This window comes from Halobacillus sp. SY10, from assembly GCF_045401165.1.
GTDB lineage: Bacteria > Bacillota > Bacilli > Bacillales > Halobacillaceae > Halobacillus > Halobacillus aidingensis.
Genome location: NZ_CP174345.1, coordinates 2747067 through 2760618 on the forward strand (window position 1 = coordinate 2747067; position 13552 = coordinate 2760618).

General features: G+C 40.7%; 19 protein-coding genes. 9 read left to right on the forward strand and 10 right to left on the reverse strand.

All coding sequences use genetic code 11. From position 1 onward, the window contains the following. Positions 1–104 precede the first annotated feature (104 nt). Both ACJA3J_RS14050 and ACJA3J_RS14055 read right to left on the reverse strand, forming a co-directional pair. A complete protein-coding gene (locus tag ACJA3J_RS14050; protein WP_406944382.1) occupies positions 105–287 on the reverse strand; it encodes a YqzE family protein in 183 nt (60 codons plus the stop codon). Positions 288–335: 48 nt separating this feature from the next. Continuing rightward, positions 336–818, reverse strand: a complete 483-nt coding sequence (locus tag ACJA3J_RS14055) for a shikimate kinase (RefSeq protein ID WP_406944383.1) — start codon at positions 816–818, stop codon at positions 336–338. Positions 819–913: 95 nt separating this feature from the next. Here ACJA3J_RS14055 and comGA point away from each other — a divergent pair, with 95 nt between their 5' ends. From comGA to ACJA3J_RS14090, 7 genes are read left to right on the forward strand one after another with little or no spacing between them, the layout of a single operon-like run. Beyond that, complete coding sequence (gene comGA / locus ACJA3J_RS14060) at positions 914–1924, forward strand: competence type IV pilus ATPase ComGA (protein WP_406944384.1); 1011 nt, start codon at positions 914–916, stop codon at positions 1922–1924. Further along, positions 1878–2930 carry a type II secretion system F family protein gene (locus tag ACJA3J_RS14065; protein ID WP_406944385.1) on the forward strand — a complete coding sequence of 351 codons (1053 nt, stop codon included), beginning with the start codon at positions 1878–1880 and terminating at the stop codon, positions 2928–2930. The genes comGA and ACJA3J_RS14065 overlap by 47 nt, the downstream gene beginning before the upstream one ends. A gap of 16 nt (positions 2931–2946) precedes the next feature. Continuing rightward, a complete protein-coding gene (gene comGC / locus ACJA3J_RS14070) occupies positions 2947–3264 on the forward strand; it encodes a competence type IV pilus major pilin ComGC (protein WP_089651737.1) in 318 nt (105 codons plus the stop codon). Next, positions 3236–3688 carry a competence type IV pilus minor pilin ComGD gene (gene comGD, locus ACJA3J_RS14075; RefSeq protein ID WP_244157109.1) on the forward strand — a complete coding sequence of 151 codons (453 nt, stop codon included), beginning with the start codon at positions 3236–3238 and terminating at the stop codon, positions 3686–3688. Before comGC ends, comGD begins: the two co-directional genes overlap by 29 nt. Then, the gene (locus ACJA3J_RS14080) at positions 3675–4007 is read left to right on the forward strand and encodes a prepilin-type N-terminal cleavage/methylation domain-containing protein (RefSeq protein ID WP_406944386.1); all 333 of its coding nucleotides are present in this window, start codon (positions 3675–3677) and stop codon (positions 4005–4007) included. The genes comGD and ACJA3J_RS14080 overlap by 14 nt, the downstream gene beginning before the upstream one ends. Next, positions 3991–4407 carry a competence type IV pilus minor pilin ComGF gene (locus ACJA3J_RS14085; protein WP_406944387.1) on the forward strand — a complete coding sequence of 139 codons (417 nt, stop codon included), beginning with the start codon at positions 3991–3993 and terminating at the stop codon, positions 4405–4407. The genes ACJA3J_RS14080 and ACJA3J_RS14085 overlap by 17 nt, the downstream gene beginning before the upstream one ends. Further along, the gene (locus ACJA3J_RS14090; RefSeq protein ID WP_406944388.1) at positions 4370–4744 is read left to right on the forward strand and encodes a hypothetical protein; all 375 of its coding nucleotides are present in this window, start codon (positions 4370–4372) and stop codon (positions 4742–4744) included. Before ACJA3J_RS14085 ends, ACJA3J_RS14090 begins: the two co-directional genes overlap by 38 nt. A 31-nt stretch (positions 4745–4775) precedes the next feature. Here the strand turns inward: ACJA3J_RS14090 and ACJA3J_RS14095 are convergent, their stop codons facing one another. Further along, positions 4776–5159, reverse strand: a complete 384-nt coding sequence (locus ACJA3J_RS14095; RefSeq protein ID WP_089651733.1) for a Spx/MgsR family RNA polymerase-binding regulatory protein — start codon at positions 5157–5159, stop codon at positions 4776–4778. Positions 5160–5405: 246 nt separating this feature from the next. Here ACJA3J_RS14095 and ACJA3J_RS14100 point away from each other — a divergent pair, with 246 nt between their 5' ends. Next, positions 5406–5651, forward strand: coding sequence for a DUF2626 domain-containing protein (locus ACJA3J_RS14100; protein WP_089651732.1), 246 nt, complete (start codon positions 5406–5408; stop codon positions 5649–5651). Between the two features lie 71 nt (positions 5652–5722). Here the strand turns inward: ACJA3J_RS14100 and ACJA3J_RS14105 are convergent, their stop codons facing one another. Next, on the reverse strand, positions 5723–6346 hold the full coding sequence (locus ACJA3J_RS14105; protein WP_406944389.1) for an MBL fold metallo-hydrolase: 624 nt from the start codon (positions 6344–6346) through the stop codon (positions 5723–5725). Positions 6347–6531: 185 nt separating this feature from the next. Between ACJA3J_RS14105 and ACJA3J_RS14110 the strand changes: the two genes are divergently transcribed. After that, a complete protein-coding gene (locus tag ACJA3J_RS14110) occupies positions 6532–6705 on the forward strand; it encodes a DUF2759 domain-containing protein (RefSeq protein ID WP_307725367.1) in 174 nt (57 codons plus the stop codon). 54 nt (positions 6706–6759) lie between these two features. On the opposite strand, the gene ACJA3J_RS14115 is transcribed toward ACJA3J_RS14110, so the two are convergent. The 6 genes from ACJA3J_RS14115 to ACJA3J_RS14140 all read right to left on the reverse strand — a co-directional run bounded on the left by ACJA3J_RS14115 (position 6760) and on the right by ACJA3J_RS14140 (position 13524). Next, positions 6760–7548: an ABC transporter permease gene (locus ACJA3J_RS14115; protein ID WP_406944391.1), complete on the reverse strand. Its 789-nt coding sequence runs from the start codon at positions 7546–7548 to the stop codon at positions 6760–6762. A gap of 13 nt (positions 7549–7561) precedes the next feature. Next, the gene (locus ACJA3J_RS14120; RefSeq protein ID WP_089651728.1) at positions 7562–8248 is read right to left on the reverse strand and encodes an ATP-binding cassette domain-containing protein; all 687 of its coding nucleotides are present in this window, start codon (positions 8246–8248) and stop codon (positions 7562–7564) included. 376 nt (positions 8249–8624) lie between these two features. Next, positions 8625–10505, reverse strand: coding sequence for an LTA synthase family protein (locus ACJA3J_RS14125; protein WP_406944392.1), 1881 nt, complete (start codon positions 10503–10505; stop codon positions 8625–8627). A 299-nt stretch (positions 10506–10804) separates the two neighbouring features. Beyond that, positions 10805–11761 (reverse strand): ROK family glucokinase, encoded by a 957-nt coding sequence (locus ACJA3J_RS14130; protein WP_406944393.1) that lies wholly within the window; start codon positions 11759–11761, stop codon positions 10805–10807. Further along, the gene (locus ACJA3J_RS14135) at positions 11758–11976 is read right to left on the reverse strand and encodes a YqgQ family protein (protein ID WP_089651725.1); all 219 of its coding nucleotides are present in this window, start codon (positions 11974–11976) and stop codon (positions 11758–11760) included. Before ACJA3J_RS14135 ends, ACJA3J_RS14130 begins: the two co-directional genes overlap by 4 nt. Before the next feature lie 66 nt (positions 11977–12042). Beyond that, entirely contained in the window at positions 12043–13524 is a 1482-nt protein-coding gene (locus ACJA3J_RS14140; RefSeq protein WP_406944394.1) for a spore germination protein, read from the reverse strand. Positions 13525–13552: the final 28 nt, after the last annotated feature.

A 13552-nucleotide genomic window follows, 5' to 3' on the forward strand; every position in this document is an offset into this window, starting at 1 on the left:
CAAAAAAGCTGGCGGAAGGTAAACTCCAAACGATTCCACAACACAGGCTCACTTATGAAAAACGAAAAAAGCCGCTGACTTGCTCAGCGGCTTTTCTTATTCTTTCAATGATTGTTGAATCGTTTCCTTTTGAACATTTTCAAAGCGAAAGGAAGCAATCCGAACCAGTAAAAGGAAGATTTTTTGGAGGGTTTGGATTCTTTTCGTTGCTGCTTCTCATCCTTAGACATGTGCATATACTTGACAACTTCTTCTGTCAAAAACTTTACATAATCATTCTGATTCATGAAAACCCCTCTTTTTCCATTGTTGCCTTTAGTATGCACCAAACCTTGCTATTTTAGACGTCCCACCACTTCTTCGGCGATTTCTTCTGGGGTTTTCTGGTCCACATCAATGACTACATCTGCTGCTTGTTCATATAAACTCAAACGTTCATCAAACCGCTTTTTCTTCTCCGAGTCTTCACCTTTCCACAATGGCCGGTCTGTGTCACCGGTCAACCTTTCCACAATGGTTTCCCATTCTGCTTTTAAATAAACAACGGTCCCCTCTTGCAAAAGAACTCGATTTTCCTCCCGGAGGATGACTCCTCCTCCTGTAGATAGGACAACTTCATCCTTTAAGTGCCTCAAAAATTCTGTTTCCTTATCCCGGAAGTACTGCTCTCCTTTTGAAGCAAACATATCCCGGATCTTCATTCCTTCCGCTTCTTCTATGGCCTGATCCATTTCTATGTATGGGTATTTTGTTTTTTCACTTACCATTTTTGCTATTGTCGACTTGCCACTTCCCATGAATCCTATTAAAAAAATCACGATAATTTTCCCCCTTATAAAAATCATTGCAGGAATTAGGCCCTTTATGTCGAATATTATAAAAGGCCAAATAATACGAAAGAGGTGGTAAATGATTGAAATCCATCGCTCAATATGCCCATGAACTTATCGTTTCTGCTATCCAGCAAACTGCTACGGACATCCACTTTTCCCCCTATGAAGAAACAGCTTCCATCCATTTCCGCATCCATGGCAACCGTATTTTCCACTCGACGACTCCGCTACCCATGTATAAGAAGCTTCTTTCCTACTTCAAATTCACTTCTGGAATGGATATCGGAGAACACAAACGACCTCAGAACGGAACAATCCAGCATCGCTCCAACCAGAACACATTTGACTTACGCTTATCTACTCTCCCCATAACCGGCACCGAAAGTTTAGCCATTCGACTTCTAAGACCAATGGACCATACCCCGCTTGAACAGCTTTTCCTTTTTCCTTACCAATTAAAAAAAATCCAGCGCTGGTTAAGACACCGTAGTGGCATGATCCTTTTTACCGGACCAACGGGAAGTGGAAAAACCACCACCTTATATGCCTTGCTCCAATCCCTTACCTCAACAAGTTCTTTTCAAGCCATTACTCTTGAAGACCCGATTGAAAAGAATTTAAACAACATCATTCAAGTTCAAGTGAATGAGCGTGCAGGTGTGACTTATGATACGGGATTAAAAGCAGCCTTAAGACATGATCCGGATCTATTAATGGTCGGAGAAATTCGAGACAAATCAACCGCACAGTTCGCATTTCGTGCTGCGTTAAGCGGACACCTCGTCATCAGCACCATCCACGCCCGTGATGCACACGGAACCATTCACCGTCTTAAAGAAATGAGTATCAAACAAACCGATATCGAACAAACCATGATTGCCATCGCCTCTCAACAGCTCATTTCTCTTGAAGGTGCCAAACAACTACCAAAAAGAGCGGCGATTCTGGAACTATTAGAAGGGGTCCAATTAAAAAGAGCGATTGATAGTCAGACCAAACACCAGCAGAATTTCCAGTCGTTCAGACACTTGAGGAGGAAAGCCTATGCACTTGGCTTCGTTGCAAAAAACGAAGTGGACCCGTTTTCGTGACCCGCCTTTACCTGTGGGTCAGCAAATTTTGTTTTTCAAAAGGTGCAGTCATATTTTGGACAAAGGCTATCCACTTCTCGATGCTCTACAAATGACTGGCTGGGATACAAAATTGAAATCCACATGTGACATCTTGACACAGCACCTTAGCGCTGGTCACCCCATTCATGAAGCTTTTATAAAAGCCCGCTTCTCCCTTTCTGTTACAAACTTCCTCTACTTCAGTCAGGTTCATCATAACTTGTCCAGAAGCTTTCAACAGTGTAAAGACATGTTGCAATTAAAGAAAGATTACAAAGAGAAATTTGTAAAGGTTATCCGGTACCCCGTTTTCTTATTTGTTTTCCTCATCATTGCTTGCACAATCTTACAAAGGACAGTGATTCCCAATTTTTTAAATCTATTTGAAGGTGAGAAAGACGGAACATTCCGCCTGATGGTCATCATCATGCACGTCATGAATGGGTTAGGCCTCCTCGTCCTTCTGACTTCCCTTCTGCTTATAGCTGTTATGATTATCTTACCGCGGATGACATTAAAAAAAAAGCTGTCATTATATGAAAGAGTCTCTCTCTTAAAGCTGTACCATTCCTACTCCGTCTCCTTTCTATTCACAACCCACCTCCACTCATTACTCCAGGCAGGCCTTCCACTAAAGGAGGCGATTGAAATGATCCATGGTCATAAGAAATATGTACTGCTCTCTCATTACTGCAAGCAACTATTACATGAACTGTCCAACGGCAAAACTGTTGCTCAGGCGATCTACAGCTGTCCGTTGTTCAGACCGGAACTCACCAATATTTTTCATCATACCAACGACATCGATGCTTTGAAAGATGAACTCGAACTTCTTGCCGAATTCTTTATGGAGTATCTCAGCCAAAAGATCTCCACATGGCTCCATATCATTCAGCCTGCTTTTTTCATCATCATCGCCACCGTCATCATCTTGATCTACGCATCCATAATGCTGCCTCTATACCAATGGATGAACCAAATTTGAACGAGGAGGAACCCTCATGTTAAAAAACGAAAAAGGATTCACATTAATTGAGATGCTCATTGTTTTGCTTGTCATCTCCGTACTTCTGATCATAACAATTCCTAACATGTCTAAGAACAGTGATTCCGTAAAAGCAAAAGGGTGTGAAGCCCTTCAAAAAACCGTAGAGGCTCAAGTCCAGGCGTACTTCATTGAAACAGGAGCGTTCCCAGCTTCTATTCAAACGTTGGTGGATGAAGAGTATATATCGCAGGATACATGTCCAGATGGTACGCAATTGATCATAAGCTCAGAAGGAGATGTAAGTGAACAAGCCCCAACAGAAGGAACATAATGGTTACACTTTTACAGAAATGGTCATCGTTTTATTATGCTGGTCCATTCTTCTCTCTTGTTTCATTCCTTTGCAGTATCGCACCTATCAAAACCTTGAAGCAACCCTTACTCTTCAACAACTAAAGGAAGACCTTCTCCTCACCCAACACCTTTCCATGAACGAACATGTTTACTATACGGTGAATTTCGAGCAAGAATCAGGAGGCTATTTTTTATATGACACAAAAGAAAGAAAAACAATCTTCCATAGAAAATTGCCCGAGAAATGGGTGATGCGTTTGACTACCCTACAGCCAACGGTGCGATTCAATCAGAAGGGAATCATTCAAAAAGCAGGAACGATGTACCTGTATGCACCACATAAAACGTATAAAGTCGTTTTCCCTTTCGGATCAAGCAGGTTACGCATTGAAGAGATCTGAGGGCTTCACGCTGCTTGAGACGTTATGTGCTTTTACACTTTTGACGATCATCACACTATTTACGCTACCTTTGCTTACAGAAATAAGGACTGCCCAAAAGGATCTTCAAACAGAAAGAGAAGCCATCTCACTGCTTCATAACGAATTCTTTGAACACAGGATGAGGGATGATCCTCTTCCTTATATAGCAAAACATCAATTACCTCATGAAATCACTCTAGTCTTTCAATCAGAAGAAGAGTGGATCGCAGGCTGTGTATTATGGAAAAACCAGAGAAATGAAAACAAGGAGTTCTGTTTGCATGAAAAAAGGGAATAGGACAAGTGAAAGAGCGTTTACATTGTCGGAAGTATTGATCAGCCTAATGGCGACCATGATTCTATTAACGATCTCCGTCCCCTTATTTTCTTTACTAAAAGGATATGACTATTACTCTGAATTATCGGTTGATCAGTTGAGCGCAGTGATCCAATGGGAAATCAACCAGTGCCGTTCCTACAATGTTTCAGATCATTCCATCTCATTGATTGATAAGCAAAACCGCCATATTGTCATGGAGAAGTATGGAAAAATTTTCAGGCGAACCGTGGACGGTTCTGGACACGAAACCCTCATTCAAAATGTAGGAGCTATTTCTTTTGTACATGAATCTCCTTCAATTCTTATGGAGGTAGAAATTCATGACCAACCCTACACGAGAAAAATTCATCTTCCATAATGCGCATGGCATCGTCTTCCCATGGGTGCTCATTTTTTGCTTTTTACTTCTCATTGTCACATTAACAACCATCAACCAGTATAAAAACCACCTGATCCTTATCAAAAGTCATCAAGCTTCGGTTGTAAAACAACATATCCTCGACACTTCACGAATGAAATTGGATGAAGAATTAGAAACAATCCCTTTAGAACAAATGCAATACTCTTCTGCCTTTCTTACACCGGATGGTGAAAGTGTTGCGGAATGCACACGTGAAGAAATTCAATGGGTATGCCTATGGAATATAGTAGTAAACGGTAATCAATCTCAGGTAAGAACTTTCCAAAGACCATAAAAAAATCGCCCCTCATCGAGGGACGATGCTTTTATGAAATGTTTTGTTTATATTCCATCCGTTTATCTGTGATCCCACGTAGTCCATCCAAATCATAACCGATGACTAATTTATCTCCATTCGTCAAAATCGGCCGCCTTAACAGCTTAGGCTTCTCAATGACCAGCTCTAGAAATTCATTCAATGTTAGGTCCTCTACATCTAGGTCAAGCGTTTTAAATTCTTTGCTTCTTTTCGCTAAAATTTCATCAATCCCGTGGGTGGTAAGTGATAGGATTCTCCTTAATTCCTCAGCGGTAGGAGTCTCACGAAACAGGTGCTGTTCGTTAAAATCCACCCCTTGACTCTTTAACCATGATTTCGTGCGCCGACAGGATGTACAACTTGGGTATGTGTAGAATTTTAACTTTTCCATGTTTAACGCTCCTCGCTTTTTTATATACCTTTATTGTATATTGATTGTATAACCTTTGTACAATATTTTAAACTCCTTTTTTCTATTAGACAAATAATTTTCACAACTTGGAGGGTTAAGGAATAAGGACAAGCGGGAATACAAATACTGAGAAATGAAAGATGAATACGTTTTATTTACAATTGTATCCGGGTCGTTTATAATATGAATGATAGTTTAACGATAGAAAAGGAGGGGGAAAAAAGCATGGATCGTATGTTTCGAGTAATGGCCTTTTGGACAGGTATCTTCGCTGTCATGTTCTATACAGGCGATATGATGGAAGCTTCCTTATTATCTCTAGTTCAAACGGCTTTTTTCCTTACTATTGGTTACCTTAAGCTGTCAGAACGTATGTATGTGTACATATTTTTCTCATACTTGACAGTCTTCATGATCGGATTTACGTATTATTGTTCCTTTATCTTAGTACCAGGATTTGGTGGCCACTAAACAAAAGAACCTGTCATCCTTATAAAAGGGTGACAGGTTCTTTTTCTATCTCTTCTTTTTCATGGCACGGATTAGGTTAGAAACGGGTTTTCTTCCCGCTCTTCTCCTATTGTTGTCGGCTGGCCGTGGCCTGGAAAGATGCGCATGTCATTACGTAAAGGAAGAAGCTGTTCTTTAATGCTTCTCTCAAGAACTTCCCTGCTTCCTCCGGGTAAATCTGTACGTCCGATGCCCCTTTGGAACAAGGTGTCTCCAGCAATCGTAAGACGCTGGTTCCTAAAGACAAAGGAAACACTTCCTGGCGAATGTCCCGGGGTATGACGGACTTCAAATGGGAAGTCACCTATTTGCATTTGACCTATTTCATAGTAGTGATCCGCTGGTCGAGCAGTAATTTCCCCTAAGCCGAATAAGGCAGAACCGTTCTTTTCTGGATCCCCCAGCCATTCTGCTTCTTTTTCATGTATGTACACCGGAGCCCCATAAGCATCCCTTACGGCGTCAACGGCTCCAATATGATCGAAATGTGCATGTGTTAGTAGGACCGCAATGACATCAAGTTCTCTTTCCTGTAAGTAGTTCTGTAACTTCTCAAAATCTCCACCTGGATCAATGACCAGCGCTTTATGATTTTCATGGATGATATAAGCGTTCGTCGCTATCGGCCCAAGCGGTAACCTGGTTATTTTCTTCATTCTTTACACCTCATTTATTCGTTTCTTTTTATATTTTATTGGCTTTATCGTACAATGTGTAAAAAAGATGTAGATAACTCGACAATTTTTTGTTTATACTATAAAATAGATAAGTACCAATAATAACTACATATAGTATAACATCTATCCTTTGTGGATGATAATAATGAAAAGAGACTTAGGGGGTGCTGAATTTGGTAACAGCTATTCTTCTTTTACTCGTAACAATCTTGTGTGTTTGGGCAATTTTCCGTGAACTTAAAACAAAAAACTTCTTTGCTGTTCTTTTTGCAGGTGCATCAGCATTGATTTTCGGATGGTTCTCAGTCATGACCATCTGGTACAACTTATTCGGTTAAACAGTGAAAGCAAGCAGACCTATTAGGTCTGCTTGCTTTTTTATAGGGATTATATCAGGAACGAGAACTTCTAATTTCTTCATCCGTTTGCAACAACTGTTTGTTTTTGTTGAAAAAGTACCTGTACATACATAAAGTAATGAACATGGCACTCAATGAAACGGAAGAAAAAATACTGAGAGAGATGACTAACTGGTACTTGATGGCCATAACAGGTGATACACCACCCAGAATCAAACCAGTCATCATTCCCGGAAGCTGAACAAGACCTATGGTTTTTAGCCGGTCGACGTTAGGTATTAAAGAAGCATGCAACGTATTTTGAACAATCAGATGAGAGGCCTGCTTCGGTTCTGCTCCTAAGGATAAGGAAGCGAGCAACCGGCCGTTGTTTTCTTTAAACTCATTCTTCATTCGTTCAAGAGCAAGCCCCATAGCAGTCATACTGTTACCAATGACCATTCCACTCATCGGAATGACCTCTGAAGGTTTAAACTGGATCATGTCAAATAGGAGCCACAAACTCAGCACTCCGACCTCAATGGCCAAAAGGCCTCCAAAAAGAATAAACCCGACATAAGGCAAGTCCTTCCCTTTTTGCCTGGCATGAAAGGTTGCAATAACGATCATGACTGTCAACATGAATGGGATGCCGTAACGAGCGGGTAGATCAAAAAGGAATGTTAATATGTAACCGATGGCAAACAGTTGGACTGTTCCTCTAACCGTAGACCAAATGACATTTTTGCTCACACCCAGTTGGTAATAATAAGACAATGCTAAAGGAACGATGACGAATATGATTAAAAAAAATAGTGACTGATTCGATATTTCTGGTTCCAAATCTTCTTCCTCCCTACTGCTCTAAAAACTTCCCAAGTTCTTCTGTCTTCGGATGATCAAGCATATCCGGTATTTTTCCGTCTTCTACGATCTGTCCATCACTAATAAATAATCCCCGGTTCCCAAGCCTCCGTGCTTGATTTAAGTTATGAGTAACCATGAGCATCGTGAGTTTATGTTCTTCCATCAAGCACTCCAGAACCTCTTCAATTTCTTCTGCCGTGCGATAATCCAGGGCGCTGGTCGGCTCATCGAGTAGTAAAACTTCGGGTGAATTGGCCAAAGTCCTTGCCAGGGATACCCGTTGTTTCTCCCCGCCCGAAAGCTGATCCACATCTCTTTCCAAATAATCGGATGGGAGTTGAACGTAATCCAATAATTTTTTCCCTTGCTGTTCTTCCCAATCACCAAACAATGATGGTCCGTATTTAATGTTATCCAATACGGTTCCCGGAAATAAATTAGGTGCCTGCAAGACGAGACCCACTTGTTTTCTTAAGGCAGTGATGGAATGTTCTTCAATCGGTTTCCCGTTAAAGTAAATATCCCCCTGATCTGGGTCATTCAGACGGTTCAATAAGAATAATAATGTACTCTTCCCCGCGCCTGAAGGGCCGAAGAGGATGACTTTGTCCTGCTTTTCAATTGTAAAATTAATATCTTGAAGAACCCCTTGGTACACATGCTCAAAACGAAACATACCATTCCCTCTCTCTCCATAAAACGTTGTTTGTAAATATCATTACCCTTAGATGTATGAATTTATGTGAATAGCGAAGTAAAAGCTGCTTTAGTGTTTCTATCAACGCTCCCTGTTCCTCCGTAAGCCTCGATTACTAAATTTTCACTTTAGAGGATGGGATTTAATGAGACTTTCCATCAAAATTCAAATAAACGTTCCTCCTCCTTTATAAAGCTTATCAGGTTTTTATTAAGATATCTAAATTTTAGGGCCGCTTATGACTGGATATTCGCTTCAGATGCCTTTTGGGCCTAACCGTTTTCATATCGAAAGTTTCTCAATTCTTACACAAACAAAAATAAAGCCGCTAAGACAATGTCCCAGCGGCTTTTCCTTATTTTTCTGATTGATCAAAATCGTAAAACCTGAACAAGTCACCATAAATGATATTATCCGAGTAATTCATTTCTTTGCTCACTTTTTCTTTAATGGGTTGGCAGGCCTGTGCGTTCTCTTCAGGAAGAGGTTCTCCTGAGGAGCGATCATAACACGTTTCATTTGAGTACAAATAATCTTCTGTAATGAAGCTGCCGTCTCTTAAAGCAACGAAGTCTTTATTTTTTTCGGCGAACATATTATCACCGAAAGTTAAATCTCCATTCTCTTCAATACCAAGGAGATGGAGTAATGTCGGTTTAACATCAATTTGACCGACAACCTTATCTTGTACTCCCCCACCTTCATATCCTGGAATGTGGATCATAAATGGAACTCGCTGTAGTTGTGTTTGCACATAAGGGTCTACTTCTTTTCCTAAGAATTGACCCATGGCTTTATTGTGAAAATCACTAATCCCATAATGGTCACCCATAAGAACAATAATGGAATCTTCATAAATACCGGCATCTTTCAACTGCTGGAAAAATTGTTCCAAGGCTTCATCCGTGTAACGAGCGGTTTGAAAATAAGAATTCAACGTTTTTGAATTGGAATCATATTTATCGATATTCGCTTTTTCCTCAGGAAGTTCAAATGGAAAATGGTGAGTCAAAGTAATGAACTTACTGTAGAACGGTTTTTCCTGTGATTGCAAATATTTAATGGATTGTTCAAAAAACGCTTTGTCTTCCAGTCCCCAACCAAAAGAATTTTCAGGGGTCACTTCGTAAGATTTCTCATCATAGAACTGGTCATACCCTACATTGTCATACATGACGTCCCTGTTCCAAAAGCTTGCGTTATTGGCATGAAAAACAGATGTTTCATAACCTTCTTCATTCAATATTTCAGGCAAAGCATTGTATTCATTCCCTGCATGTGTGAAATACACAGAGCCTCTTCCCAACGGGTAAAGGGAATTTTCAACAATAAACTCCGAATCGGATGTTTTCCCTTGTGCTGTTTGATGGTAGAAGTTTTCAAAGGTGATCGTGTCATTGCTTTGTTTCAAATCATTAAGAAACGGCGTCGTTTCTGTACCATTGATCTCTGAATCAAACAGGAAGTTCTGGAAAGACTCGACACTGACAAAAATAACGTTTTTATCTTCTGCAATGCCATATAGCTCGGAATCTTTATTTGTTTGATCAGGAGAAGTTTCTTTTAAATACGTTTCTATCTCACTGATTTCACTGCCATCAGCAAAGACGCGCTGAGCCTTTGTTTTCGTTTGCATCGTAGCATCATAAAGGTGGTAGTTGTATATACCAATATTCTTAACAAGATATTCCCTGTCAAAGGCCCGTACAAAAAGCATCGGACGTTCAATCTCTGCAAGCACAACATTCCCTGCCAAAAGCAAAAATGTAACAGCTGTAGCTGCAATTTTACCACGTTTCGGGAGTTTTACAGTAAGGTCAAACTTTTGTCGGCTCAAATACCATACGAGTGCCACATCAGCGAAGATAAAAATGTCTTCGATGTGAAGCAATGTCAAAAAACTTCCTGTAAGGTCTGCGGCGTTGTTCCCCTGGAATAATACAGGAATGGTAATAAAGTCTGTAAAGTTCCTATAGAAAATCAAGTTTAAGAATAAGACCAATGAACCGATCAACGTCGTCCATCGTAAATATTTCATTTGATTTTTAGGTTTCATCCATACACTGATGGCGAAAATCAAATAGGCACTGGCAATCGGATTAAATAAAAGTATGAATTCTTGCATTGGATTCTCAATCGATAAATCGAACATGAATCTATACACGACATATGTCTTCAGACCAAATAACAATGTCGCAATGATAAATAATGGCATGTTCTTCATTCTCCATTGCATCATGGTTCCTCCTCTAGTACGATACTGGTCCTTTTTAACAAAAATTAACCAGGTTCCTTATCTTCTTTAACAATTTCCACTTATAATCCATATTAAACTCTTTCTTCATATATGACGTAAATGGTCCCATAAAGGTTTCATCAAATTTACAATTTCCATCATTTTCAAAATGATGTGATGGAGCTTTTTTTATCATAAGACAAAAACATTATAAAAAGAAGTCCTAGCGGTTAAAATCTTTTTACAAATTTTATACAAATGAAACATAAAAAAGTTGGAGCCCCGAGGCTCCAACTTTTTTAATTATTCTTTTTAACTAAGAAAGCTCCACCAATGACACCGGCATCATTCCCTAATTCCGCTATGCCAAAACTCGATGCTTCAGCCGTTCTTGGCAAGGCATATTTCCGATAAGCTTTTTCAAGGGGTTCCAGCAGCAATCCTCCTGCTTTGGATACTCCGCCGCCAATCACGATTTTTTCTGGGTTGATAGCAATTGCCATGTTTGCAATCGCCATTCCAAGGACATCTGTGATTTCCGCAATCACACCACTTGCTGCTTCATCGCCATCCTTGGCTGCTTCAAATACATCCTTGGAGGTCAACGTCGCATCATTTAAATACGCATTCAGCTTAGATTCCGGGTATTTTTCAGCTGCTTCTTTTGCCTTTCTTACAATACCAGTTGCTGAAGAAACGGTCTCAAGACATCCGGTTTTTCCACAGTTACAAGGAGCTCCACCATCAGGTACAACTGTAACATGGCCTAGTTCTGCTGCTGTACCATTGGCTCCATTAAGAATCTGCCCGTTTGCAATAATGCCACCACCTACACCTGTACCAAGAGTAACCGCAATCAGTTCTGTGCACCCTTCTCCAGCACCGAGCCAATTCTCACCTAAAGCAGCCAAATTAGCATCGTTATCTACCCATACAGTCATTCCTGTCAATTCTTTGAGAAGGTTTCCGAAGTCAAAATCTTTCCAACCAATATTCACGGCTTCATGAATATAACCTGTTGTCGTATCAACAAACCCTGGTGCTCCTGCACCAATCCCTGCAACCATCGACGTGTCGATGGCCTCTTCTTTCAAAGTGTTTGAAATGGACGCTGCGATATCAGAAGGAATGGCTTCTCCCTGATTGTCAGTATTGGTTGGGATCTCCCACTTTTTAGTGATTGTTCCGTTTTCCTCAATAATAGCCAATTTTACTGTTGTTCCACCGATGTCTGCACCAATATAGTAATGACTCATCGCTTTTCCTCCCCTAATTGACGATCTTTTTGTTTCGCGATTTCACTTCTTAAAAGCAGGATGGCCATCTGATAGTCTTCTGACGGCATGCATTGGGCCTTGTACAACTCCCTTACTTCATCTTCCATCATTTCTAAATCGGCCAACCTGTCACCTATGTAAATGATCGTTCCAAATTTTTTCAAGTACTGCTGAATATCATAAATCGTTTTCATACTTCATCACCACCATTCATTATACCAATACCTTTCAAACTTGAAAACGTAAAAAACCCCGATCGATCAACGATCAGGGTCATCTGGGTGTAAAAATGCCGGTCTCCGGTTTTTCAAAGGTATCGGGGAACGGAGCAAGACATCTCTTAGTGGTTTCCATGAGAAAGGTAGGAACGGCCATAAGTATGGTGTTTTGAATGACTTCATGCTGGAAATATAAAGCAGCCAAAGAGTAATCCCTAACACATACCCTTTTAACCCGAATAAGCCAGTAATGAGAAGCAGCACAAGCCTTGTTATCCGATCAGCTAGTCCAAATTCGTAACTAGGAGTAGCAAATGTCCCAATAGCAGCAAGGGCTAAATATAAAACCACTTCGCTTGAGAACATCCCAACCTCTACAGCCACTTGGCCAATTAATATGGCAGCCACTAAACCAAGAGCGGTCCCTAACGTAGACGGAGTATGGATCGCTGCCATACGCAGCATATCGATGCCTATTTCTGCAATTAGAAACTGGACGATGAGCGGCAGGGTTCCCGTGTCCGTAGGTCCAATAAATGCGAGGGCTTCAGGAAGCAAATCCGGTCTTTTAGAGAAAAGAAAATACAGGGGCAAAATAAAGATCGACGCAAAGAAAGCGAAAAATCGCACGGCACGCAAATAAGCGCCTACCAACGGTTTTTGCCGATATTCTTCTGCATGTTGTAGATGGTGCCAAAAGGTTGATGGAGTAATCATGACACTCGGTGATCCATCAATAATTACGAGAATATGCCCTTCATAAAGGTGGGCAGCTGCCGTATCAGGGCGTTCTGTGTATCGGATGACTGGATAGGGGTTCCAATAACGACCACTGATATATTCATCAATGGTCTTTTCGGCCATCGGAAGCGCATCGGTATCGATCTCCTGCAATACTTTCTTCAATTCATCGACCCGGTCGGAATCTGCAATATCTTTGACGTAACAAATACACACGTCCGTTAATGATCGGCGTCCGATTTGCAAATATTCCATTCTTAAAGAACGGTCTCTGATTCTTCTTCTCGTCAAAGCCGTATTGAAGATAATAGTCTCTACGAAACCATCTCTCGATCCTCTCACTACTCTTTCGAGATCAGGCTCTTGCAGTCCACGAACAGGATAAGTACGAGCGTCAATCATAATGATTTCATCGACGCCTTCGACGACTAACGCTGTTGGGCCTGCTAACACCCAATCCGCAGCTGCATTCAAATCTTTTTTCTTCTCTAACTCCACATAAGGAAGATGGGTTTTCAATAACTTCTCAAGAGGATCCGGGTCCAGTTGATCTGGGTCCAACTTTGAGAGGAGCTTCATTAAATAGTGAAGAATATCATCTTTTACAAAGCCATCTACGAGAAATAAGGACATGCCTCGTCCAGCGTAGACAAGATCAAGATGAACCATGTCGAAACTTTCTTCCACTCCAAGCCGATCTTTGAGATACGATACATTTTTTTCATAACTATTAAATAAACGTTGTTCTTCCAAAACGCATCCTCCTCTTAACCTTCTTTGCATAGTTTCTTCCAAATTTAATTATTCATAC

Bases quoted from the DNA above. Each gene is read 5' to 3' on its own strand.
- ACJA3J_RS14050 (WP_406944382.1), bottom strand. From the start codon at position 287: ATGAATCAGAATGATTATGTAAAGTTTTTGACAGAAGAAGTTGTCAAG.
- ACJA3J_RS14065 (WP_406944385.1), top strand. From the start codon at position 1,878: ATGCACTTGGCTTCGTTGCAAAAAACGAAGTGGACCCGTTTTCGTGAC.
- comGC (WP_089651737.1), top strand. From the start codon at position 2,947: ATGTTAAAAAACGAAAAAGGATTCACATTAATTGAGATGCTCATTGTT.
- ACJA3J_RS14085 (WP_406944387.1), top strand. From the start codon at position 3,991: ATGAAAAAAGGGAATAGGACAAGTGAAAGAGCGTTTACATTGTCGGAA.
- ACJA3J_RS14090 (WP_406944388.1), top strand. From the start codon at position 4,370: ATGACCAACCCTACACGAGAAAAATTCATCTTCCATAATGCGCATGGC.
- ACJA3J_RS14095 (WP_089651733.1), bottom strand. From the start codon at position 5,159: ATGGAAAAGTTAAAATTCTACACATACCCAAGTTGTACATCCTGTCGG.
- ACJA3J_RS14100 (WP_089651732.1), top strand. From the start codon at position 5,406: ATGGATCGTATGTTTCGAGTAATGGCCTTTTGGACAGGTATCTTCGCT.
- ACJA3J_RS14105 (WP_406944389.1), bottom strand. From the start codon at position 6,346: ATGAAGAAAATAACCAGGTTACCGCTTGGGCCGATAGCGACGAACGCT.
- ACJA3J_RS14120 (WP_089651728.1), bottom strand. From the start codon at position 8,248: ATGTTTCGTTTTGAGCATGTGTACCAAGGGGTTCTTCAAGATATTAAT.
- ACJA3J_RS14125 (WP_406944392.1), bottom strand. From the start codon at position 10,505: ATGCAATGGAGAATGAAGAACATGCCATTATTTATCATTGCGACATTG.
- ACJA3J_RS14130 (WP_406944393.1), bottom strand. From the start codon at position 11,761: ATGAGTCATTACTATATTGGTGCAGACATCGGTGGAACAACAGTAAAA.
- ACJA3J_RS14135 (WP_089651725.1), bottom strand. From the start codon at position 11,976: ATGAAAACGATTTATGATATTCAGCAGTACTTGAAAAAATTTGGAACG.
- ACJA3J_RS14140 (WP_406944394.1), bottom strand. From the start codon at position 13,524: ATGCAAAGAAGGTTAAGAGGAGGATGCGTTTTGGAAGAACAACGTTTA.